This window comes from Methanoregula sp. (genome assembly GCA_041645435.1).
In the GTDB taxonomy this organism is placed as follows: domain Archaea; phylum Halobacteriota; class Methanomicrobia; order Methanomicrobiales; family Methanospirillaceae; genus Methanoregula.
Genome location: JBAZQB010000005.1, coordinates 57,663 through 81,255 on the forward strand (window position 1 = coordinate 57,663; position 23,593 = coordinate 81,255).

A 23,593-nucleotide genomic window follows, 5' to 3' on the forward strand; every position below is an offset into this window, starting at 1 on the left:
ATAATAGGATATGCATTTCGGTGAATTTATGTTCGCTCTCCCGTATGTCTAGTGAATGATAGAGATCCTGCTGGGTGTCGTGATTGGCGTAATTCTCGGCACCCTCAGCGGGATCATCCCCGGGGTGCATGCCAATACCCTTGCCGGCGTGTTATTGAGTTTGCAGGTGGTGTTATTATCCCTTCTCGGGCCGGTCGCGCTTGCCGGTGCTATGTTTGCAGCTCTCATCACCCACACATTTGTTGATGCGATCCCCAGCACTTTCCTTGGTATTCCCGATGCCGATACGTCGCTTGCCGTGCTGCCCGCCCACGCTCTCTGCCTTGAAGGCAATGGCGAGGAAGCGGTGCGGATCGCTGCACTGGGCAGTGCCTGTGCGATGATAATTGCGGTGCCGCTATCGATTCTCTGTTTCCTGGTACTCCCGGCACTCCAGCCGTACTTTGACTGGTGGATAGGTATCCTGCTGGTTGCTTCGGTAGGGTACATGATCGTGACGAGTGAGGCACCGGGCTGGGCATTTGGCATATTTGTTGTATCCGGCCTGCTGGGAACATTCTCGCTACACTATGCATTTCTCGGCTGGCACACTCTTGCGGGGGGTAGTGCGATCCTCATGCCCCTTCTTACCGGGTTGTTTGGTATCTCGGTGCTTCTCACATCCTCGCAGGGGAAGATGCCTGATCAGCAGTTCAAAGGGATACGCATGGAAGACCGGACCATGGTGAAATGCTCGGTGCTTGGCACGGCTGCCGGTGTTGCTGTCGGGTGGCTACCCGGTCTTTCCACGGCATCTGCAAACGGGGTTCTCGCATCGGTGATTGGGTACGACAAGGATCGCCGCGCATATATCCTTGCAACGAATGCAGCGAACACCTCTAATGCCTTTATCGGCCTTGCCGCGCTTTTTGCCCTGTCAAGGATGCGCAACGGTGTGATGGTCGCGCTCTCGGAACTACCGCTCCCTTCGATGAGCGAACTCACGATGATTGGGGTGCTCGCTGCCGTTGCTGCGTACCTGATTACGGTATGGCTTGCAAAATATGCGCATCATCTCAATGGGATTGATGTGTGGTTGTTGAACCGGGCCGTTATTACATTTATTATCATCCTCTGCATCCTCCTAACCGGGCCATTCGGCATTATGGTCCTGATCCTTGCGACAGCCCTTGGCCTCGTGCCACATCTGGTGAATGTGCCGAGAATGTACTGCATGGGCGCGATCATGATCCCGGTGATGCTCTACTCGTTTGGCATCGCAGGTGTATGATCCCGCAGCCGGAACCCCCCCGCGCTCCATGAAATGCGGGGGATGATCTATGGTTTTATACGGGCTCGCACCCCTTATCTTTCTAATATGCGATCCTACTGGTTCGGGGATGTAGATGATGGAAAGTGTACACTATTCGGCGGTGATGTGCAGGCCAAAGCTGAACGTGTCCGCTTGATTCGCACCAGTATGGAATCATTTGTTCCTCTGACCTGGGAAACCGCGGTCACGTGCGGCGCGTGTCGTGACCGTGCGGACTATATAACAAAACTCCGCGAGGTTTGTTTTGCCGCTGCAGAGCGCGATATACGCCAGCAGTATTCCGGTAAGGATGCCGAACTGCTCCAGATGGTGAGGACCCTCGATGAGATGGACACCGTAATCAACCTGCTTACCGAACGGGCGGTTGAATGGTACCAGCTCCGCCACCCTACCTTTACCCGAAAATATCGTAAGACCCCTGCGCACATTGTGGTGAAGAACATCCGTGAGAAATCCCGTGGAGCGCTATCTTTTGTGGCCGGGGAGATCGAGCGTCTTTCGCTGACACGGACAGAACTTGCAAAAGCAGTTTCAGGGAGGGCAAATGACGTGATGCCGAATACCAGCGCACTTATCGGGGGACTGGTTGCCGCCCGGCTCATGGCGCACGCCGGGGGACTTTCTGACCTTTCCCGCATGCCAGCCAGTGCCATACAGGTGCTCGGCGCGCGGACCGCCCTGTTCGCCCATCTCCGGACCAAGTCACCCTCTCCCAAGCACGGGATCATCTTCCAGCACCGGCGTGTGCACAATGCGCCCCGGGATTGCCGTGGCAGGGTTGCCCGCGTGCTTGCAGGAAAGCTGGCAATAGCAGCCCGGATCGACCATTACCGTGGAATTGCGGATCTGGCCTTCCTCGAATCAGCCCAGGCACGCATCGATATGACCGGAAAGGTTACCGGGAAACTGACCGGTAAGGAGAATGAACCATGATCTGGATCGGAGACGTGCTGGTTTCGCAGGGTGAGGGGGGGGTATACAGTGAACGCATGCTGGGCACCGCACGAGTGTGGGATCCGTTCCGTAGCAAGCTGGCGGCACTCTACCACAAGGGAACCGGTGTGGAGATCACTGCGGAAACCCGGGTACTCTATCTCGGCGCTGCGAACGGGACAACGGTTTCGCATGTGGCGGATTATGCGGATGTGGTGTATGCCGTGGAGTTCGCCCCCCGCCCGATGCAGGATCTCCTGGAAGTGGCCCGTCGCCGCAAGAATATTGTGCCGATTATGGCAGATGCGACCCGCCCTGAGCAGTACGTACCCCTCGTTGAAACCGTGGATCTCCTCTACCAGGATGTAGCCCAGCCGGATCAGGCAACGATTGCTATACGGAACTCTGCATTTCTGCGTGCCGGGGGCCAGCTGATCCTGATGCTCAAGACCCGGAGTGTTGATGTCAGGAAAGAGCCCGATGTTGTCTTCCAGGAAACGGTGGATGCGCTCGCTTCAGCAGGGTTTGTCGTGCAGGAGTGTCTCTGGCTTGCACCCTACCACCAGGATCATGCAGCGATTGTCTGCACTAAACCGGGGGCGTGAGGGAGTATCATGGCTGATGGAATCCGTTTTGTTTCTGCCGGAGCACTATCTGTGCTTGCCATTCTCCTGTTTGTAGGATTGATTATTGTTCTCATCCCTCTGCTCGTCCTCGGGGTGATCGGGGCTGCATTCACCAAGCTGGGGTTTTCCTGGATCTCGGCCATTGCTGTTGTTCTGCTGATGCTCTTTGGGAGTTATGTTAATATCCCGTTATATCGGATCAAGCGTGACATGGTCCGGATCTCTCCCGATACTGCTGCTGTGTTCGGTTCAGGTTCACCGTGGCCTGTTGATCCGGTTTGGGAGACAATTGTCTCCATCAATTTAGGAGGAGCACTCCTGCCGGTCTGTATCTCACTGTACCTGCTGTATCAGGCCGTGCAAATCACCGGGACCTCACTGCTGGTACCGGTCGGAGCGGGGATTTTACTTGTTGCACTCGTCACTTTTTTCGCAACGCGTCCGGTACCGGGTGTGGGCTTGCGTGTGCCCCTGCTCATACCGGCACTCACAGCACTTCTCATGGGCATGCTCCTGTTTGGCAATGCCGGAATTTCCGCAACGGTTGTGGCATTTGTGAGCGGGACTACCGGCACCCTGCTTGGAGGAAACATTGCCCGGCTCAATACTATCCGGAATCTTGAAGTTCCTGAAATGAGCATTGGCGGGGCTGGTACGTTCAGTGCAATTTTTATCTGCTGCATCCTGCCCGCGATCATCGCATAATTTCTCTTAACCTGCGCAGGCAACTATGCAGAATCGGGCAGAATTGACCAGTGTCAATTTTTTATAACGAATACACGAAAAGAAGTAGCCCGGAGCAGATTCGAACTGCTGTCGGCGGCTCCAGAGGCCACCATGATTGACCGCTACACTACCGGGCTATATGCCTCATACTTTTTGCCGCTGTTGCTTAATTAAAGTGACGGACTGCTTGTGCCGGTTATACGCTCTGTGCCCGTCCGCATCCCTTGCAGGCGCGGCAGACTTCCTTGACCGGGTGGATGAACTCACCTTTGCCGCAGAATGGTTCAATGTCGTGCATGTCCCGGATATAATAGATGTGCGGGACGAGCGAGATGTGGGTGTATGTTCCGCAGGTGATGCCGAGCTGATCGGCAATATGTTTCTGGAGCTGAACGAGAGCGTACATATTGGCACCTGCTGCGGTAAGCATGTCGTTGGACCGGAAGATTACCCGCATGTGGAGTTTATTGGCCCTCACGATGCACTGGACGAGCTGGAGGCAGGGACAGTCATCGAGTTTTTCATCAATGACCGGGTTCCAGGTAATCGCTACAGCCCGGCGTGTCTCGGGTTGGGACCGGAGTTTGTCTACAATATAGGCGATCTGGTCCACATGTACCGGTTGCCCGTCAGTGACGAGTCTTTCGCCCCAGTCGAAGAGCCGTCCATGGTAATCATACTCGAAGTTGGCATGTGATCCATGAATCAGATCATGGGCGTACTGTTCAACGAACCGCTGCTGGAACCGGGAGTTCGGGCTTGTCATGGGTTCGGAAAGCGGGGTGTCTACCTGCATGGCGATCTCTTCGAACTCGACCGTTGCTTCGGCATCTTCCGTCCGGAGGGTCCAGCCTTTCTCTAGGATCATTTTGATGACCTGTTCGTGTGCCCGCCCGATGCTTGGCGCCCGGATGACTCTCATGGGGGAAATGTATGTTTTGGTATATTGTATATTTGTTGAAATGTGCGCTGAATACCAGGGAATTGAATATCTTAGTGTGTAAGGAACGCAGGAGATGTATGGAATCCCGTTATACGGTGTTATCTGGAATATGGCGGAGTTTTCCTATACTGGATTTATAGAGGGTTCGCTTCTTACATATCTCAAAGGCTGCCACCTCTTACTGATAGAGGAGTCGGTGGGGGGCATGCTTGTTCTGTCTTGGTGTAAGGGGTGGTCAAGTGTGTTATATGTAATATCGGATTATTAGGGCAGGGCAAGGGATCTTAATATTATTGTAGTTTTAACTTCCTGTGTAAGAGGGACATATATTTTTTCATATGAGCTATTGTATATCAAAATTTCAGGAAATCCGGTATGCTGCATGAGGTGCTCACAGGATTAATTTCCAAAGCAAAAATGAATGTCCAATACTGTACATGTATGTACAGTATATGTCAATTAAAACAAATAATTCCAGTGCGCGACATATAACTCATTCACCAAGACGGGTGCTGAAAACCGTGAATAAGGCCGGGGAAGAATCGGATAACGAAAACTCAGTTTTTATGCCTCAAATCGAAAACAGGGTCCATTTAAGGCCCCAAATTCCCCAAAAAATCGACCACAAAGGATATATTAACTCTTTTACAAATACTGTTCCATATTCCGTCTAATCGGAGTATGGGGCTCGTAGAACTGTTATTCGGCATCTGTCGAAACGGTTCGCGGCTTGAAATGTATGATGTAAACTTTGGAGGAACTAAACATATGACTAAGCGATTAACTATTGCACTGGTTGCAGTCGCTCTGTTCGTCCTGATGGCGGTTATGCCGGTATCAGCAGCAGTAACGAACGGATCGATTATCAACCAGGGAGCAACTGTCTTCATTGGTGAAGAAGGTTTGAACTTAACCCATTTCTTAAATCAGGCTAGAAATGCTACCTTTACTTCAGTAGATGACACTTACTTAGATACTCTAACACCCGTGAACAAAACAATCGGCTGGTGGGCATCAGCAGCATCAATTACCGCATCTGCCCCGACCAAGACCATTGATCTGTCCACTAACTACAAGTCCATGACGATTGATCCCGTATCCTTTGGTGCCTACACTGGCAACTGGTACGTGCTCAATGGTACAACAGCCGCTGATGCGGGCAACGGGTATATCTCTGTTCAGGACCCGAGCCTTACTATTGCGGTCTGGGACTTCAACCAAGGACTGGATGTAACGGGCAAATCGGTTCCGCAGGGAGAAGCACTTGGGTTCAAGATTAACACCAACATGTACTCTGCACTTGACGGTGCCAAGCGATTCAATGCGCAGAATAATTCGGCACTTTCGGCCGGGAATTACCAAGGATTGTTCCCGACTCTTGCTGACGGTTACATCACTATCTATGTGAAGGACGCAAATGGTGCGCAATACGCCTCACTGCAGATTGGAAACCTGTCCTATAACAACGCGACATCTCTCGCTAAGAAGTATGTCAACACATCTCCCTGGACATTAGGTACGTTAACTACCAACAGCAGCGACAGGGTAACGTTCCCGGGTTACTGGGTAACTGATGCAACTGACTTCAACAACCAGTACTTGTACCCGGTTGGTACCTACTCAGCATGGGCAGAGTCCACCCTTAACAGGATGAAGTACAATTACAAGAATGCAGGTGCAGACTACACTGGAAAGACCGTTTCCGCGACCGGCACGATCACCCTTGTCTCTGACACGGTGAAGATCGAGGCGAACAAGGACTCAGTCGTCCGCAGCAAGACGTTCTCCGTTACTGTCACTGGTAAGCCAGCCACCTTCTACTATGTGTGGGTCAAGGGCACCAGCGCAATGAACAGCGCATACGATAACCAGCCCCCCATGGTCAATATAAACCAAGAGCTGGTTTATATGGATGTTGCCAATAACGCTACTGGCCTTGGTATCCCCGCAGATTATCCAATCGGTGGCTACTCGTTTGAAAATGCACCCTCTGCAACTCCATATATGCGCCAAGATGTTGCAACAACGACGCAAGGTACTAGCGGAAACGATGTAGCAACCTACAACAGCACTCGCTACTACGCAAAAATCAAGACTTCAAGCTCAGGTACCAGGACTGTTGAGTTCACAACTAACAACTGGACCAAGGCACAGAAGTACACGATCCGTGTAGAGAACAACCCGTCCACCGGTGTCTACAAGAGCGATGAGGTCGATGTGAAGGTCGAGAAGGGCGCAGTCACCATCGTGGCAGCCGGCGACCAGAGCTACTACCTCGGCGAAGAGATCAAGTTCTCCGGTACCAACACCGAGTCCTACAAGACATACCTGTTCATCTCAGGTCCGAACCTGCCAACTCAGGGTGCCCAGATTCAGGGTACTAACCCGAGATCTGATGCGACCAACGTTGCATCTGGAACCGCAGGAGTGGAAGATGGAAATGCAGCCTCCTTCAAGTCAGTTGATGTCAATGGTGACAACACCTGGTCCTGGAAGTGGGGAACCTCAGCCATTGCACTCGATGCAGGCACGTACACCATCTACGCAGTAAGCCAGCCTCGCACTGCAGCAAGCAACAACCTTGCAAACACTGCATTCGGAACGGTCTCAATCATCATCAAGAAGCCGTTCGTATCAGCAACCGCATCCCAGTCTACTGTCGCACAGGGTGACAAGATCTTCATCACCGGTACCGCACAAGGTAACCCGACAGGTGTCAAGATCTGGATCCTCGGTAAGAACTACCCGACTGACGCCAATGGTGTCAAGGATGAATCTGTGAATGCAGACGCCTCGTTCAAATACGAGGTTACGCAGGCAACCACCAAGAATCTCTACCCCGGTCAGTACTTCGTTGTCGTTCAGCACCCGATGCAGAACAATGTGTTCGATATCCGGTTGAATGGAAACGATGTCTGGAACTACCAGAGCCAAGTAACCGGTGTAGCAGCTGGATCAAAGATCTTCGCCTTACTCGGAGCAGGAAGCCTGCAGGGATCCGACGCAGCTGAAGCACTTGTCCAGGGAATCAACGACCCCAACGTCGATGATACCTACACCAAGCTCCAGTTCCTCGTTGAGGTACCCGTCATCCGTATCGACCCGATTGGCGACAAGCACGTTGGTGACAAGTTCACTATCACTGCATCGACCAACCTCGCGGTAGATGACGAAGTCCTTATCGAGGTCTACTCATCATCATTCAAGCCGACTCAGAAGAGCCAGAGCGGCGAGTTCAGCGGAGCAACCGGCACCGTCAAGGTCACCAAGGGTGACAGCGGCATGAACAAACTCTCGTTCGATGTTGACTCATCAACATTCAAACCAGACGAGTACATTGTTACTGAAGACGCAATTCTCCAGGTAGCAACTGCCACTGCACTGTTCAATGTTCTTGAAGGCGCAGCACCTGTTGTCACAACCAAAGCACCGGTTGTAACAACCGTAGCACCCGTTGTAACCACTGCAGCACCCGTTGTAACCACCGCAGTCCCAGTCACGACAACCCCCAAGCCGGCACCCGGCTACGGTGCGTTGATCGCATTGATTGGTCTCGGCGCAGTTGCGTTCATCGTTGTGCGCAGGCACTGAACTAACATCTAAAAATCTTTTTTTTATTTGCAGATTTCAAAAATCAGGCATTATCCGCAGGGCTTTCCTGTATATCTGATGAAAATGTCCTGATGGATTTTCATGCCAGATCCTATCCTATCGTTCGTTTGTTTTACTTACTATCAGGATTTTCTCCGTTTTTTGCCTCTGTAACCGGTCCGCCGTGGCACCTTTTATTGCCAGAGCGGCTAACGTAGATGTAATCATGATGCATCCAGTAAAGGGCATCATTACCTTTGGAGGGACTGGCAGTGAAATTCAGTGCAAAAATTCTGGATATAGCAACGCGAGGTGTACTTCTCAACCGGGCTGATGCCCGCAGCATCGGAGTACTTGATGGTGATCGCGTCCAGGTAATAAACTCAAAAAACAGCATATCAGCAGCAGCATTAGTGAACACAACGTCAACGATTGCGCAGCAGGGTACTGTTGGAATATACCGGATAACCAATGAACGCCTGCATCTCGAAGGCGGTGAAGAGATAGAGATCCGTGAAGCACGGAGACCCGCATCTCTTGACTTTATCAAAAAGAAGATGGATGGCATCAGGCTCACCAAAGAAGAGACACTAACTATCATCAAGGATGTAGTCAGCGACGATTTATCTCCGGCCGAATTGACCGCATTTATCACAGCATCCTATATCAACCCGCTCGATATGGATGAGGTGGAACATCTCACCCGAGCAATGGTTGAGACGGGGGAACAGATCAAGTTTGCATCACGCCCGATTGTTGATAAACATTCGATTGGGGGTGTACCGGGCAACAAGATCTCGCTCCTTGTAGTGCCCATCATCGCTGCAAGCGGCCTGAAAATACCAAAGACAAGCTCCCGGGCAATCACCGGTGCCGGAGGTACTGCCGATCTCATGGAAGTCCTTGCCTTTGTTGAGTTCTCTGCCGGTGAAGTCCAACAGATGACCGAAAAAGTAGGCGGTGCAATTGTCTGGGGCGGTGCCACGAATATTGCACCTGCCGATGATCGCATTATCATCCAGGAATATCCCTTCAAGATTGATGCCAGAGGTCAGATGCTTGCCAGTGTCATGGCAAAAAAATTTGCCGTGGGTGCAAATCTTGTGGTGATTGATATTCCCGTGGGTCTGCATACCAAAGTTGCGACCATGGCGGAAGGGAGAAAACTCGCCCGGGAGTTTATTGAACTGGGCGAACGGCTCAATATGAAAGTTGAATGTGCTCTTACGTATGGGGATATTCCCGTAGGGCACAGTATCGGGCCAAAACTTGAGGTAAAAGAAGCCCTCCGGGTACTTGAGGGGGCGACGGAGCCGAACTCATTTATCCAGAAGAGTATCTCGCTTGCAGGGATCGCGTTTGAAATGTCAGGAAAAGCTGCTCGGGGAACCGGAGCAGCAATGGCACAGGAGATCCTCACAAAAGGAAAAGCGCTTGAAAAATTCCGCCAGATTATTGAGATACAGGGAGGAGATCCTACGGTAAAGTCCGAGGATATTGTTCCTGGTGAACACCAGTATGTGGTAAAAGCCCCGGCTTCAGGGTATGTAATTGAGATGAACAACCGTTCTCTTGTCACTCTTGCCAGGACGGCAGGAGCCCCCCAGGATCGGGGTGCCGGTATTCTCCTGCACGCAAAAAAGGGCAAGCTTGTCAAAGCCGGAGAACCGCTCTTTACCCTGTATGCTGAACGGAACTGGCGTCTCCAGAATGCAATTGAGGAAGGAAGGCGTCTGATGCCGGTGCTTGTCGAAGGCATGCTTCTTGATCGTGTGCCCTCAATTTCAGAGATTTAGACCGATTGGCTGATATATGAGCAGGTAGCGATAATTTATCATGTATAGTCATAGGCATCGTTTCCTTTTTGCTCTGCTGTGTCTGATCCTTCTCTGCAGCTCTGTACAGGCAACGAACCTGCAGATAACTGTGCAGGACAGTATTGATAACACCTCGATCCCTCATGCAACGGTATTTGTCAATGGCGCCAACTTTGCCCGGGCAAATAATCTCGGCCAGGTGTATCTCACTCATTCCGGATTGAATGATCTGAATATTCTGGTTTCAATGAATGGTTATGATGACTGGAACCGGTTGGTAAGCAGAAACGAAACATCGCTCCTTGTTAACCTGACCAGAAAAAGCCTCTCCCTCAAAGTGATACTTTACGATTCTGACACCTATCTGCCGGTTTCAGGAGCCCTTGTGAATATCTCTGCAGAGAATTCGACACAGGCAAAGAATACAGATGCCACCGGTTCTGCAACCTTTGGTGTGAAAGCTACAACCCTGTATTCAGTTGATATTACTGCTGCCAGCTATCAGCCACGCAGCGGAACTGTGGATATGGATACCGAGAACCGGGAGATTCAATACTGGTTACTTTCGGGAAACCGTTTTGCTATTGAGATTAAAGATAAGGATGGAAAAGCACCGGTTTCGGATGCAGAAGTGAGAATTAATTCAGTGCTTATTGGAAAAACTGATGCCAAAGGAAGACTGATTATCCCGGTTACCCGTGGAAAAACCAATTTAATTGAGATCACGAAAACCGGTTACCAGCCATTAACCGAATCCCGGGTAATCAGTGATGCCGATGCCATCTATTCTGTTGAAATAACCAAAGCCTCCATTGGTGCGTTTATTTACGTTTTTGATGAAAACCGGGTCGCGATCAATGGTGCGGATGTTTATATCAATGGCAATTTGTCGGGGACTACCAACCAGTATGGACGCAGTACTTTTCCCAAGCTGGTGTCGGGAACGTATCCCGTTGAGATCAGAAAGGCGGGGTATGTGAGCGTAAGCCGCCCGATCCAGGTGACAAACCCCAATGAGGATTATTCGTTTGAGATGACATTTGAAAACGCCGATCTCACCCTCTTTGTCAAGGATAATGAGCAGAAAATTGTTCCGAATGCCAGCATCTCCCTCAATGGCAATGCTCTTGGAGTCACTGATGATCGCGGGCAGTACAGCACCAAACTGAAATTTAATACCGTCTACAATATTTCAGCCTCAAAGGATGGTTACCAACCGGCATCGATCCAGAAAGAAGTCATTCAGGGGAATGCAACTGCATCCGCGACTCTCACTCTGGAAAAGAATCTTGACTGGGGACTGATCACGATAATTGCAGCAGGAGTAGTGGGCGTTCTTGTGCTGTTTGCGGTAATCAGGATGCTTGGTCACCGGAACCGGCGTCATATCATAAGAAGAAACGACATATAATCTATTTTTTAGCTGTTTTTAAAAGTATTATTAAAAAGTGCAATCTTAGGAAGTGCTCTGCCCTATCAGAGTAATCGCTACGAATCCTGATACCAATACTATCATCATAGGACCAGAACCGTTGGGGGCTTAAAAAAAATATCAGGACGGAAATTTTGGAAAATTTTTAGAAAAAACGGACCCAGCGGGAATCGAACCCGCGTCCTTGGGTTCGAAGCCCAAGAGGATGTCCTCTACCCCATGGATCCTTCTCATCTTCTTTACATCAAAAGATATTAAGCATTTTCTACCGATACACTACTGAATGATTCTGTCTGCACCAGAAATTGAGCGCCGTCTCGACCTCGACAGCGCAGCAGGAAAACTTATAATCATCCCGTATGGGGCAGAATGCCAGCAACCCGCATCTTATGATCTACGCGCTTCTGGTAATATTGTACTCGAACGGGGCGTATGTACTCTCGTCTCGACACTGGAATGGGTTGAACTCCCCATGGATATTGCCGGAACACTGCGGTGCAGGTCATCGATGGGAAGACGTGGTGTATTGCTGGGTGCAGGTTTTGTGGATCCGGGTTTTCGAGGGCAGCTGACGCTCTGCCTGACCAATATGGGTGCAGATACATTACCTGTACATAAGAATGATCGGATTGTCCAGATGGTTCTTCATGAGGTGCGGGAAGGAACGCAGTTGTATGCGGGGCGTTACCAGGATAGCAAGGGTGTCGTGGAGGCGAAGTGATCGTGATTCGTACCGAGAGGAAATATATCGAGATTTTAAGGATCTTAAAAGAGCATAGTGAGCCTGTTGGGGCAAAACGACTTTCGGAACTTATGGCAGAGCGGGGTTTTGTTCTGAGTGACCGTGCGGTCCAGTATTATCTCAGTTATCTTGATACAATGGGATTTACCGAGAAGATCGGGAACCTGGGAAGAGTATTAACCCCTCTTGGCCGGGATGAAACCGACAATGCCCTTGTTGACGACAGGATCGGATTCATCATATCTAAACTCGAGCGACTTGCATACCGGAGCACGTTTGATCCGGAGACCGTCACCGGAGATGTGGCATATAATCTCTCGATTGTGCCTGCAGAGTCGATGGAAAAGGTCACCGTTGCATTTGATGAAGTGGTAAAATCCGGCTGTGGATTCTTTAACTCTTACCGGATTATTGATCGCGATCCCCGGATACCTCATGGCTCAATAGGTTTTATTACCCTCTGCAGTATCTCCATGGACGGGGTATTCCAGAGAAAGGGAATTCCGGTTAAGATGGCGTTCGGGGGAAGACTGGAAATCGAACAGGGCGAACCCAAACGCTTCAGGGATCTGATCGGATACCGGGGAACAACCATCGATCCGCTGGAACTCTTTATCTCTTCAGGTCTCACCTCCATTTCCAGTTTCGCCCGGACAAAAACCGGTATTGCGCTCGCAAACGTCCGCGAAGTTCCCTGCGCTGCGAAAAAGCAGGTAGAAGAGACCATTCAACTGATGAACAACTGCGGCTTTGTCTTTCCCGTGACTTTAGGAACGCAGGTCTTCAATTTACCCAACAATCCGTACAGGCTCTCAATTGTTGCTTTCAGTGGGCTGAATTATATTGGAAATACTGTTGAGCATGGCATTGAGATCAAAACAGAGATCGGGGCCGGCAATATTCCGTTTTCAAAAGTGATGGAGACCAACTGATCCCTTCGATCAGATCCATGAAAAATCATCTTTTTTTGTAGTAATTTTCCGTTTTTTCTCTGAAGGCTGCGACTGTTCGGTAGCGGTGTCCTCCTGTATTTTCCCCTCAGTATCATTTCCCGCCAGACTCTTTTTTTGGGTTAGCCGGGTATGGACGAGTCCGGAATCCCGGGCTGAAGGAACTGCTGTGCGCACGACGCTTTTCCCCCCAAAAATATCATCCTTTGCCCGGTAACTGTGATCTTTCACGCTGACTTTCATCGCAGCAGAGTCCCCTTCGGGTACATATCCATCAGGGCCCGATGACATATCTGGATCCTCACGTCCTGCGGGTTCTTTTACGCTCTGGTCTTCCGTGTCGATGTTTTGGTCCTTTATGGGTGCGGGTTTCCGTTTTCCAATGATGACTGTTTTTTGTTCCGGGGTTTTTTCTATGGGGGGGACTGGTCTGTCACGTTCCTGCACACGAATGTGGGGTAATTCCTTTGATGATTCTTGGTGGATGACCGTACGGCTGGGTGATGTAATCGGGTTTTTCAGAGTATCAGTATTTGTCTTGAGTGTCCGGCCGGATATCGCAATCATCCGCTGCCTTTGTAAGTCTTTTTCTATCCTCTGGCGTTCAGTGTCTTTCGCTCGTATCTGGCTATCATTGATATGGACCTCGGTCTCTCTTACCGGCTCCTGCATCCTGGTTCCTGATGATGGTGCCTCGTGGTGTGATGCTTTGTGTGGCTGGGGAGGGTTCACCGGTGATACGTGGCTGGGATGCGCCGCGTGTTCTTGTGAAGCAACGACCCTGCGTTGTGGCGCGTACCCCCTCAATTCAGGTGGCTGTGCGGTTTTTTCCTGCATGCCGGTAATCGTTGAGGATGTATCTGCTGACGGAGGATAATTCGCCTGTTGACTCTCTGGTATACGCGAACGAGCTTCCGGAGAACGCGCACCGAAATCCCTGCCGCCCGGGTGTTCTTTTACGGGAAGAACAATCATCTCGTCCCGGGATGGTCTTTCTCTCTGTTTTAGAGAGATGGTGCCTGTGTCCGTTGTGTCTGCCGAACTCTTTGACTGTGTGATGGATTCAAGGGAGATGGATTCAATTTCATGTGCAGGGTATTTCTGATAACCCGTTCTTCCCTGTGCACGGATCTCCCGGATCTCATCGATACGGGGAATATTCTCAAGGCCGGAAAGCATGATGATGATCGCAACATTTTGTGTATTGACAACGGGGTAATCCCCGGATCGGGTTTCGAGCCCGGCGATGCTGCGATCGATCCATTTGCGGACGGTCATGAATCCTTTCATGGAGAGTTCATGAGATGGCCCGGCAACAAGGATGAGCGCCTTGTGGGCGCTGGTCATATCGCAGGGTGTTGATATCTCGTGATATATTGCCTGCTTTGCGAGTTCAACGATACGCGAGGCCCTTTTCTTATGGTCATCGGTTAAAAGGCCTCCCGGTCGCAACCATGAGAGAAAACCCAGTGGATCGTGGGGGAGGTGTTCAACTGCATAACCGATAGTGATGAAACCCATCCCTTTCATGGTATTGAGGACCTCACCGGAATCCAGAACCACTTCCGCGAGTTCAAGTCCCCCGTCAGCCTTGAATTCTCCTGCCCGCAGGATAAGACTGATCCTTTTGACAATGGCATCGTTTAACAGGAGATAAGTTGCAAGCGCTGGAGATAATGCCGGCTGCTCTTTTACAAAACCCATCTTTTCTGCAAAACTCTTCTCTTTTTTTACCAAGGTGGATTTCTTCGATCGGATTTTTTTATACCACGTCTCGTTGTCGAATAGGATAATACCATCCAGAAGGGATGAAAGCATGTCGATATCATCTGCGGCTTTTGCAGATTTTCGCTCACCTTCAGCCAGGCAGGGAAGAGTGATAAGACCGAATATTGGCTCTGTGACCGAGTTACGGAGAGCTGTAATGATATGGGGTGCCACATCCACCATGCTTCCGCCAAGCCCGCAGCAGATGAAGATTGCATCTGTCTCTCCATGTTCGGTATTCTGGACTCTTGAGACAATCTCTCCAATATCTATAGTGGCTGTCTGGGTGTTTTCTCCCATTGCATCTGCAGGCCCGGGATCCAGCGCAGGGAAGTATATCTTTGCATCCTCCGGAAGACCTTTCAGTTGTGCTAAGGTGGCCTCATCGACATCTACGGCAAAAGCTTTGACACATGCAACATTGCTGCTGCGACGGTCGACTGCATACAGGCTGTTTACAATCCTGCAGCCTGCACCTCCAAGTCCAATTGCCAGTATTCTCATGCACGTCCCTTGCCAATTCCAGTGATTAGGTTATTTTGAACTATATGTACAATTGATTGTTGGAAGTTCAATATCTTATAGGATAATCTCGTCAGATAAAAAAAAGGTTTGTCGGTTAAATATAGGGTACACATAAGTTTTTCCCTGGCATATTTCGCACGCCTTCTGAATTTGTTATGCTCTTTCATTGGAAAAAAACCGGAATCTGTTACTGTTCGTATAACTTGGTTCTGATAAACCAAAAAATTTTATGAAAAACACACCGTTGTCGATTGAATGGCCGGATCTTCCTGCGTTCACCTCCGCTCCGACTCATGATTCAGCGTTTTTATTTAAAAAAACGTCAAAATGGGCTTTTTTCTCGTGCCCCTTCCAAATAATCCAACATAAAATCATAATTTATTTAAACGCGTGTAGGGTAATACTCCATGAGGTGAACTAACCTTGACATATGGAATTGAATTTGTACCAGGTAATGTCAACGTAAAGCAAGTTGTCAACTATTGTAAACTTGCAGAATCCAAAGACATCGATTTCGCATGGATCACAAACCACTACAACAACCGTCACTGCTACCCCACCCTCGCCGCCATTGCGCAGGCGACCACGTCCCTTAAGATGGGACCGGGTATCATGAACGCATTTACCGACACCCCCGCTGCAATGGCATCCTTTGCCTGCACGCTGAACGAGATCTCCGATGGACGTGCAGTCCTCGGTATTGGTCCCGGTGACCTCTCAACCCTCCCGAAGCTGGCAATCAACCCTGAGAAGCCAGTCGGACGCCTCGAGGAAGCTGTAGTCCAGATTCGCAAGCTCTGTTCCGGTGAACAGGTGAACAAGTCAGGCATGCAGTTCTTCGACTACGACGGTGCAAAGCTGACCGGTGTCACCCTGCCCGGTAAGAAGGGTATCCCGATGTACATCGGTGCACAGGGCCCCAAGGTCCTTGAACTTGCAGGAAGAATCGGTGACGGTGCATTGATCAACGCATCCAACCCCAAGGACTTCGCCGTTGCAATCCCGATCATCAAGGCAGCCTGCGACAAGGTTGGCAAGAAGAATTTTGACATCGGTGCATACACCGCAATGTCAATCGACCAGAGCGAGAAGAAGGCCCGCAATGCAGCAAAGATCGTTGCAGCATTCATTGCAGCCGGCTCACCTGAACCTCTGCTCACCCGCCACGGACTCGACCTTGCCAATGTTGCCAAGATCAAGGCAGCACTCGGAAAGTTCGACTTCAAGACGGTTGGAGAGCTCGTTGGAGACAAAGAGATCGATGCATTCACCATTGCTGGAACCCCCTCAATGGTCAAGCAGAAATGCGAAGACCTCACCAAGGCCGGTGTCACCCAGATCATCTTCGGCTCACCCCTTGGTCCCGACATGACCAACTCGATCCGCCTCCTCGGCAAATACGTCGTATAAGTGCGGACCAATACCTGTCAGGGTGCTCTTTGAAAAGGAGCAGAAAATCCTGGCAGATATTATCAATCATTTTTCTCCATTTTCCTGGCATCTGATGTTAAGTGCGGTCCTTTTGCATTCTTCCTTAAATGGTTAGACATACTGGAATCGCAAGAGCATGAGAGTAAACCGCGAGCTTTTTCCGCAGAAAAATTTGCGCTGCGATCGATCTCCGGCAAAAAATTTTCAATCGACCCCTCACCCCCTGTTTGAAATTTTTTAATCAGACCTTGATTTTATTTTCCGGCCCCTCACACCGGAGAATCAAAAATTTTGTAGCATGTACATGCATTTTGTAGGATAATTATCCGATTGTAGCCTCACTAACTAACACCTCATGATCGCGATTGAAAATTTTTAAGCAGGGTCTGCCATGAAAATGTTCCTTGAAAGGGGACATTGTGCATTGAAAATATGGACCGAAAAAGTGACAACGGATTCTGCACAGATTTGCGATTTGTCCGGGAACTCGGTTCAGTGCATTTCCAGTCACGGAACCAAAGGACTGGGATTGGAGAGACAGTGCAAACGACTATCAGATCCTGCCGGGAAATATAATCCTGAACAGGCATGTATTCGGTCAGGGAAGTTATCACGAGCAGGGGCACGTTGCAATATCGCGAGGAGTATCTCACCGGCCTCAGGTGCCGGATCAGCCCCGACCGGTTAAAGAGACAGATCGATCAGTCCCTCTACCTGCCTTCAAATGCAGAGGGTTGCCCGTTCTGCCGCGACGCAGTGATGACCGTTACTCCCACCTTTCCCAATGGTAACCGGATCATCCGCGGCGAAAGCGTTACGTTCCCCAACCTCTATCCATTTGGGGAAGGTCATGTGGTGACCGTCATGACCCGCGAGCATGCCGTCGTCACCTTCAGCCGTCAGCAGGTAGTGGATGCCCTTCTTTCGCAGATCGAGGCACTCCAACCGGTAGATGGCTATCCCAGTATCAACTGGAACTTCTTACCATCTGCAGGAGCGAGCCTTGTTCACCCCCATATGCAGGGGCTGTCTGACTCCTGCCCCTCCCACATTGTGGATCTCTATCTTGCAGGAAGCAACCAGTATCGTAAAACCGAGGGGAGGAACTATTGGGAGGCAGTAAGGCAGCAGGAAAGATCCTCCGACCGGTATCTGTTCGGCGATGAAATTCTCTGGTCTGCCCATGCGGTACCGGTTGGTGAGCGCGAGGTGAGGGGGATATTGCCCATCTCTACGCTTGACGAACTGGAACCCTACGTTGATCTTGTGGCGCGGGGTATCATTGAGATTATCGCATTATACCGGGAACTGGGAACCCATGCGTTCAACATGTCCCTGTTTTTTGACAAGTGTGGCAATGATCATGGATTCCGGGCGTTCTGCTCGATGATCTCCCGGATCAATCCGAACCCTTCCTCAACGAGCGACTCTGCATTCATGGAACGGCTCCACCTGGAACCGGTAATCATGACGCTCCCAGAAGACCTGGGAAAATTCTACAAAAAATAAAAAAAATAAATTTACTCAAACTTTGCTACAAGTTTGTTCTTGGAGACGAGCGTGCCGTCCTTCTTGTGGGGCTTGCGCATAATGCTGTCGCCGGCCTTCTCAATCTCGCGGGCCTCGTCACAGAGTGCTGCGGCGCACCTCATCATTTCGTGAGCGCTGGCAACTATGGGGATGTATTTCTCCCATTCCTTGGTCATGAAGCAGCCCTTGACGTTCTGTCCTGCAACAGCCATGGCGATCTCGTGGGCAGCGCGTGCCTTGGCGAGTGCATAGTTGTTGGTGAATTCGCCGTCGACTGCCTTGTCGGTGGTCATGACGATCTTGGGGAGCACAAGTTCTGCGCCCTTCTTTCCTGCCTTCACCTGGTCGATGACCAGATCAATAGCAAGCTGCATCTTGCGGAATGCACCGGTGAGTGCCAGCACTTTCACAAGGTTGCCGTTGAAGTCGGCCATTTCGGTGGGGTCAAGGAATTCTCTGCGTGCACCGATCATGGAGTCTGCCTTCATGATGATGTAGCCGAAACTGCTTGCCTTGACTCCTTCCCATTCCTTCTTGGTGGTCACATCATCGGTGATGATGATGACTGGTATACCTGCTGCAGCGAGCTGTTCGCGGGCACCGGTCGGGCCGGGGAGAACCCCGTTGGGGGAGACTACGATAGCGAAGTCCGGTTTGTATGCCTTCAGGTTGGAAACAACACGGTCAACATCAGCCGGCTCAAGTTTTGTGCCGCTGGTCGCCATGAATGTCTGCATGTCTTCACGGTCTGCCCTCTCATCGAGAAGCAGTTCTGCCATTACACCACTTGCGATGTTGCCGAGCTTGGCAACTCCTACTTTAACAACCATCTATTTTCACCTCGATTTGTTATAACACGATATTATGACCTAGTATTCATATAAACATTTTGAAATGTCATTTCACGTCGAAAGATTTTGAAAGTGTGTTTTTCTTACCCGGGGCATGCCGTACTGCAGATCGCTTCCGTCATTATCACATATTGTTCTGAAGTTAACGAAAAGTGTTTAAGTTCTACCGGAAAACTATTTTCCATGAAAGATGGGCTGCTTACTGATCGTCAGATGGAGGTTCTCAGGTACCGGAAACAGGGACTTACCCAGCAGCAGATCGCTGATATCATCTCCACTTCCAAGGCCAATGTCTGCACGATCGAAAAGAGCGCTATGGAAAATATCCGCCGCGCAAAAGAGACGCTTGAGTTCCTCTATACTCTCGATGCAACCCATCTCTGCACCATTCCTTCAGGAACCGATCTGTTTGATGTTCCCGCTATCGTATTTGGTGAAGCGGAGAAAATTAATATCAAGGTAAAATACGATACAATCTCCCTGATCAACCGTATCCGTGAAGCGCGCCCCCAGTGCTGCAAAGCCCGGTGCATATGTGAAGATATTGTTGTATATATCACAGATCAGGGAGAGCTCTATTTCGGATAACACTATCCTCCGCCGCTCATGGTTGTTGCCATCGCTCGGCGAAAATCCTGCCACTCTTTTGGCATATATTTATATCTCCTTCTCTACAATAATTATGGAAGCCGATATGAGGTTATCCTATCAAGAATCAGTCTGCGAATCGTATGAAAAGCAGCATTTGATCTCTTGAAACGGCGGAACCGTATCTCCAGACACAAAGAACAACGGTTGTGCCGTGGGTGTTCCTCAATTGGTGCCCTCTCCGCAAGGTGAGGTATACCGAGAAGGAGTTGTGATTCGTCACAACAGGCTGACAGAGTGGGTCTGATTAGGGCGCATGGGTCGACGTTCGTGCAACGAGCCCGTTCCCTATGTTGCATCAAGGCAGCAGGTGGATGCGCCAATATCAGGATCTTCTTTCGCGAGACAGGAATGCCGGTGCACACTGGCACAGCGATGCAACTTCGTTGCATCCCCTTAATTACGGACGAAAAACCAGCATCAGTCATCAGAGCCGGTCATCCATAACTTTGGATTGACTTCGCTGATGGCAGGTGTCGGTGTTATTGTCCGTGTCGCGTGTTGGCTTCTGAAACAATATTTTGTTTCAAAAGCTCGGATTAATCTCAAATTCGTGTCGCAATCAGAATAACCTACACGCAAAAAAAGGATTGATTAACACATGCCAAAAATTAACAGACCCCGCCGTGGTTCTCTTGCATTCAGCCCGAGAAAGCGTGCAAAGAGCCCAATCCCGAAATACCAGTCGTGGCCCGTTACCGAAGGGGCACCGATGCTGCAGGGATTTGCAGGATACAAAGTAGGTATGACGCATGTTATCATGGTGGATGACCGCAAGACCAGCCCCACCGAGGGTAAGGAGATCATGGTGCCCGTCACCGTTATTGAAATCCCCTCGATGAAAGTCGCTGCAATCCGCGCATATTCCCGTGATACATACGGTAAACACGCCCTCACTGAGATCTGGGCAGATCCGCTCGATGCAGTTCTTGGACGCAGGATTACCATGCCCAAGGATTACAACAAAGAAGCCGCGCAGAAGAAATTTGAAGATGCAATTGCAGCCGGCCTTGTTGAAGAGATCCATGCGGTTACCTACACACAGCCCGCAGCCCTTACGGGCGTTCCCAAGAAAGTCCCCGACCTGATGGAAATCAAGGTCGGCGGTGGCGATATTAAGAAACTGTTTGAATTTGCGCAGGGTCTTTTAGGAAAAGAGATCGCGTTGAATAACGTCATCCAGACCGGCGCGTTTGCTGATATTACAGCAATCACAACCGGAAAAGGTACCCAGGGTGCTGTAAAGCGCTGGGGTATCGCACTGCGCAAACGCAAGCACTCCCGCGGCAAGAAAGAGCGACATATCGGTACTCTTGGACCGTGGAATCCCCACCATGTACGGTGGCAGGTCCCCCAGATCGGCCAGCTGGGATTCCAGCAGCGCACGGAATTCAACAAGCGGATCTTAAAAGTCAGCGAGAATGCCAGTGAAATTACCCCCGCAGGTGGATTCCTTCACTATGGTGTTTTAAAGAGCCCGTATGTTCTGGTCAAGGGATCGATACCCGGCCCGGTCAAGCGTCTTGTACGTATCCGCCCGGCCGTTCGTCTTGGTGAACAAGTTGTAAAGATGCCAGCAATCCAGTTTGTGAGCGTCCAGAGCAAGCAGGGGTGATCAGAGATGAAAGCACAGGTTAAAACACTTGATGGTGGCGTTGTAAAAAACATTGAACTGCCGGAACTCTTCTCAGAGGCATACCGCCCCGATCTGATCAAAAAGGCAGTCATGGCCCTCCAGAGCACCCGCAGGCAGCCGCACGGAACCAACCCGTTTGCCGGCATCTGCTCGTCAGCAGTAGGCTGGGGAAGCGGTCGCGGTTCATCGCACGTGCCCCGTATCAAGAACGGTTCACGGGCAGCCAAGGTTCCGCAGGCAAAGGGCGGGCGTGAAGCACATCCCCCGAAAGTAGCCAAAATACTGGTTAAAGAGATCAACCAGAAGGAAAAACAGAAGGCATTCCGCTCTGCAGTAGCCGCAAGCATCTGTGAGGAGCTCATCAGGGGAAGGGGTCACGTCTTCGATGGAGCAGCCCCGTTTGTCCTTGAGGATAAGTTTGAGTCTCTTGATAAGACAGCGGATGTCATAACCGCACTCACGACCGCAGGTCTCTATGGAGATATCGAGCGGGCAAAGGACAGCAAGAAGGTACGTGCCGGAAGAGGCAAGATGCGTGGTCGCCGGTACAAGCAGCGAAAGAGCCTGCTCATCGTCACTTCCGGAACACCGCTGCGTGCAGCACGCAACCTGTCCGGTGTCGATGTAGTGACTGTAGATCAGCTGAATGTAGAGCACCTTGCACCCGGTATGCTGGCAGGACGGCTTACCGTGTGGACCGAAAGTGCACTCGTTCGCCTGGAGGGGAGATAAATGGTTCTGAAATATCCGTTTGTAACTGAGAAGGCGATGGTCCTTTTAGAGAACCAGAGCAAACTCCAGTTCCTCGTTAACCGTCAGGCAACAAAGATCTCGATCAAGCGCGAGATTGAAAAGACGTTCGGGCAGAACGTAAAGAGCGTTCGGACCCTCATGAACATGCATGGCGAAAAGAAAGCCATCGTCAGCTTCGAGAACGATAAAGCAGCCGAGGAAATTCTGAGCCGGCTTGGCATAATGTAGGTGGGGAAGATGGGACATCGCATTACTACACAAAGCCGTGGAAAAGGAGGCCCGACATACCGGGCGCCATCCCACCGTTACAAAGCAGACTTGAAACACATCGGTGATGATACACAGAATATCACCGGAAGTGTCATCGACATCGAACACGACCCGGCCCGCAATGCACCCATTGCACTCGTTAAACTCGAGAGTGGATCCAAGGTCTATATGCTTGTGACCGAAGGGCTTGGAATCGGGGAAGTTATTACCTGGGGATCCAGTGGTGAAGTGAAGAACGGAAACACACTCACTCTCCAGCACATCCCGACCGGTACCTACATCTGCAATATCGAATCCCGCCCCAATGATGGCGGCAAGTTTGTCAGGGCGTCAGGAGTCCAGGCAGTTGTCGTCGATAAGATTGAAGACCGGGTCGGCATCCGGATGCCCAGCGGCAAGACCAAATGGTTCAACCACCGCTGCCGTGCAACCGTCGGTATCGTAGCCGGTGGCGGCCGCGTTGACAAGCCGTTTGTGAAAGCAGGCAACAAGCACCATAAGATGCAGAACACCGCATCCAACTGGCCCCGCGTCCGTGGTGTCGCAATGAACGTAATCGACCACCCGTTCGGTGGCGGTGGACACCAGCACACTGGTCGCCCGAAGACCGTTGCGAGAGGCACCTCTCCAGGCAGGACTGTCGGACATGTGGCTGCACGCAGGACAGGTAAGAGCAGGAAGTGAAGGGTATGGCAGCACCTAAAAAGACACAGAAGAGAATGCCAAGACGGCGTGAGGAGTTCACCTATCGCGGCTTTACTATCGACGAGCTCAAGGCAAAGGGAATCAGCGAACTCCTCCCGCTTATGCCTGCTCGCCCACGCCGCAAGATTGTACGCGGTTTCTCCCGAGGGGAAGAGACATTACTCACAAAGATTCGCAGTGGCGATGAGAAAGTCAGGACACATCTCCGTGAGATGCTTGTCATGCCGGAAATGATCGGCAAGACCATTGAGATCTACAACGGCAAGGAGTTTACAAAAGTTGAATTCCAGCCTGAGTCTGTCTTCCACTACCTTGGTGAGTTTGCACTGACAAGAAAGAGGGTTTCTCACGGAAGCGCCGGTATCGGTGCGACAAGAGGCAGCAAGTACGTTCCGCTGAAGTGAT

The 23,593-nt window shown here is 50.7% G+C and carries 20 protein-coding genes and 2 tRNA genes; 17 read left to right on the plus strand and 5 right to left on the minus strand.

From position 1 onward, the window contains the following. Nucleotides 1–55: 55 nt before the first annotated feature. From WC593_11175 to WC593_11190, 4 genes are all read left to right on the plus strand, one after another. Nucleotides 56–1,270 (plus strand): tripartite tricarboxylate transporter permease, encoded by a 1,215-nt coding sequence (locus WC593_11175; protein MFA4825701.1) that lies wholly within the window; start codon nucleotides 56–58, stop codon nucleotides 1,268–1,270. Between the two features lie 87 nt (nucleotides 1,271–1,357). Then, nucleotides 1,358–2,245, plus strand: coding sequence for an NOP5/NOP56 family protein (locus tag WC593_11180; GenBank protein ID MFA4825702.1), 888 nt, complete (start codon nucleotides 1,358–1,360; stop codon nucleotides 2,243–2,245). Continuing rightward, nucleotides 2,242–2,850, plus strand: coding sequence for a fibrillarin-like rRNA/tRNA 2'-O-methyltransferase (locus tag WC593_11185; protein ID MFA4825703.1), 609 nt, complete (start codon nucleotides 2,242–2,244; stop codon nucleotides 2,848–2,850). Before WC593_11180 ends, WC593_11185 begins: the two co-directional genes overlap by 4 nt. A 9-nt stretch (nucleotides 2,851–2,859) precedes the next feature. Continuing rightward, nucleotides 2,860–3,576: a DUF1614 domain-containing protein gene (locus WC593_11190; GenBank protein ID MFA4825704.1), complete on the plus strand. Its 717-nt coding sequence runs from the start codon at nucleotides 2,860–2,862 to the stop codon at nucleotides 3,574–3,576. Nucleotides 3,577–3,661: 85 nt separating this feature from the next. Here the strand turns inward: WC593_11190 and WC593_11195 are convergent. Both WC593_11195 and WC593_11200 read right to left on the minus strand, forming a co-directional pair. Further along, nucleotides 3,662–3,734, minus strand: a tRNA-Gln gene (locus tag WC593_11195). A 59-nt stretch (nucleotides 3,735–3,793) separates the two neighbouring features. After that, nucleotides 3,794–4,519, minus strand: coding sequence for a thymidylate synthase (locus tag WC593_11200; protein MFA4825705.1), 726 nt, complete (start codon nucleotides 4,517–4,519; stop codon nucleotides 3,794–3,796). 789 nt (nucleotides 4,520–5,308) lie between these two features. On the opposite strand from WC593_11200, the gene WC593_11205 reads away from it, so the two are divergent. The 3 genes from WC593_11205 to WC593_11215 all read left to right on the plus strand — a co-directional run bounded on the left by WC593_11205 (nucleotide 5,309) and on the right by WC593_11215 (nucleotide 11,359). Then, nucleotides 5,309–8,131, plus strand: a complete 2,823-nt coding sequence (locus WC593_11205; GenBank protein ID MFA4825706.1) for an MEMAR_RS02690 family S-layer glycoprotein — start codon at nucleotides 5,309–5,311, stop codon at nucleotides 8,129–8,131. 272 nt (nucleotides 8,132–8,403) lie between these two features. Further along, nucleotides 8,404–9,927, plus strand: a complete 1,524-nt coding sequence (locus WC593_11210) for an AMP phosphorylase (protein MFA4825707.1) — start codon at nucleotides 8,404–8,406, stop codon at nucleotides 9,925–9,927. 40 nt (nucleotides 9,928–9,967) lie between these two features. After that, nucleotides 9,968–11,359 (plus strand): PEGA domain-containing protein, encoded by a 1,392-nt coding sequence (locus tag WC593_11215; protein MFA4825708.1) that lies wholly within the window; start codon nucleotides 9,968–9,970, stop codon nucleotides 11,357–11,359. Between the two features lie 176 nt (nucleotides 11,360–11,535). Here the strand turns inward: WC593_11215 and WC593_11220 are convergent. Beyond that, nucleotides 11,536–11,607, minus strand: a tRNA-Arg gene (locus WC593_11220). Nucleotides 11,608–11,663: 56 nt separating this feature from the next. Here WC593_11220 and WC593_11225 point away from each other — a divergent pair. Both WC593_11225 and WC593_11230 read left to right on the plus strand, forming a co-directional pair. After that, on the plus strand, nucleotides 11,664–12,101 hold the full coding sequence (locus WC593_11225; GenBank protein ID MFA4825709.1) for a dCTP deaminase: 438 nt from the start codon (nucleotides 11,664–11,666) through the stop codon (nucleotides 12,099–12,101). Nucleotides 12,102–12,103: 2 nt separating this feature from the next. Continuing rightward, nucleotides 12,104–13,054 (plus strand): NrpR regulatory domain-containing protein, encoded by a 951-nt coding sequence (locus tag WC593_11230; protein ID MFA4825710.1) that lies wholly within the window; start codon nucleotides 12,104–12,106, stop codon nucleotides 13,052–13,054. Between the two features lie 9 nt (nucleotides 13,055–13,063). Here WC593_11230 and WC593_11235 read toward each other — a convergent pair whose 3' ends face one another. Beyond that, the gene (locus WC593_11235; protein MFA4825711.1) at nucleotides 13,064–15,343 is read right to left on the minus strand and encodes a tubulin/FtsZ family protein; all 2,280 of its coding nucleotides are present in this window, start codon (nucleotides 15,341–15,343) and stop codon (nucleotides 13,064–13,066) included. Nucleotides 15,344–15,787: 444 nt separating this feature from the next. On the opposite strand from WC593_11235, the gene WC593_11240 reads away from it, so the two are divergent. Together WC593_11240 and WC593_11245 are read left to right on the plus strand one after the other, a co-directional pair. Next, nucleotides 15,788–16,774, plus strand: a complete 987-nt coding sequence (locus WC593_11240) for a 5,10-methylenetetrahydromethanopterin reductase (GenBank protein ID MFA4825712.1) — start codon at nucleotides 15,788–15,790, stop codon at nucleotides 16,772–16,774. A gap of 609 nt (nucleotides 16,775–17,383) precedes the next feature. Continuing rightward, nucleotides 17,384–18,304 (plus strand): galactose-1-phosphate uridylyltransferase, encoded by a 921-nt coding sequence (locus WC593_11245; protein ID MFA4825713.1) that lies wholly within the window; start codon nucleotides 17,384–17,386, stop codon nucleotides 18,302–18,304. A gap of 11 nt (nucleotides 18,305–18,315) precedes the next feature. Here WC593_11245 and WC593_11250 read toward each other — a convergent pair whose 3' ends face one another. Next, complete coding sequence (locus WC593_11250) at nucleotides 18,316–19,155, minus strand: F420-dependent methylenetetrahydromethanopterin dehydrogenase (GenBank protein ID MFA4825714.1); 840 nt, start codon at nucleotides 19,153–19,155, stop codon at nucleotides 18,316–18,318. A 204-nt stretch (nucleotides 19,156–19,359) separates the two neighbouring features. Between WC593_11250 and WC593_11255 the strand changes: the two genes are divergently transcribed. The 6 genes from WC593_11255 (at nucleotide 19,360) to WC593_11280 (ending at nucleotide 23,592) form a co-directional block, all read left to right on the plus strand. Further along, complete coding sequence (locus tag WC593_11255) at nucleotides 19,360–19,764, plus strand: Tfx family DNA-binding protein (GenBank protein MFA4825715.1); 405 nt, start codon at nucleotides 19,360–19,362, stop codon at nucleotides 19,762–19,764. A 661-nt stretch (nucleotides 19,765–20,425) separates the two neighbouring features. Next, a complete protein-coding gene (locus WC593_11260; GenBank protein MFA4825716.1) occupies nucleotides 20,426–21,439 on the plus strand; it encodes a 50S ribosomal protein L3 in 1,014 nt (337 codons plus the stop codon). 6 nt (nucleotides 21,440–21,445) lie between these two features. Continuing rightward, nucleotides 21,446–22,192 (plus strand): 50S ribosomal protein L4, encoded by a 747-nt coding sequence (gene rpl4p, locus WC593_11265; protein MFA4825717.1) that lies wholly within the window; start codon nucleotides 21,446–21,448, stop codon nucleotides 22,190–22,192. Then, on the plus strand, nucleotides 22,193–22,441 hold the full coding sequence (locus WC593_11270; protein ID MFA4825718.1) for a 50S ribosomal protein L23: 249 nt from the start codon (nucleotides 22,193–22,195) through the stop codon (nucleotides 22,439–22,441). Nucleotides 22,442–22,450: 9 nt separating this feature from the next. Continuing rightward, a complete protein-coding gene (locus WC593_11275) occupies nucleotides 22,451–23,167 on the plus strand; it encodes a 50S ribosomal protein L2 (protein ID MFA4825719.1) in 717 nt (238 codons plus the stop codon). A 5-nt stretch (nucleotides 23,168–23,172) separates the two neighbouring features. Further along, complete coding sequence (locus WC593_11280; protein MFA4825720.1) at nucleotides 23,173–23,592, plus strand: 30S ribosomal protein S19; 420 nt, start codon at nucleotides 23,173–23,175, stop codon at nucleotides 23,590–23,592. Nucleotide 23,593 lies beyond the last annotated feature (1 nt).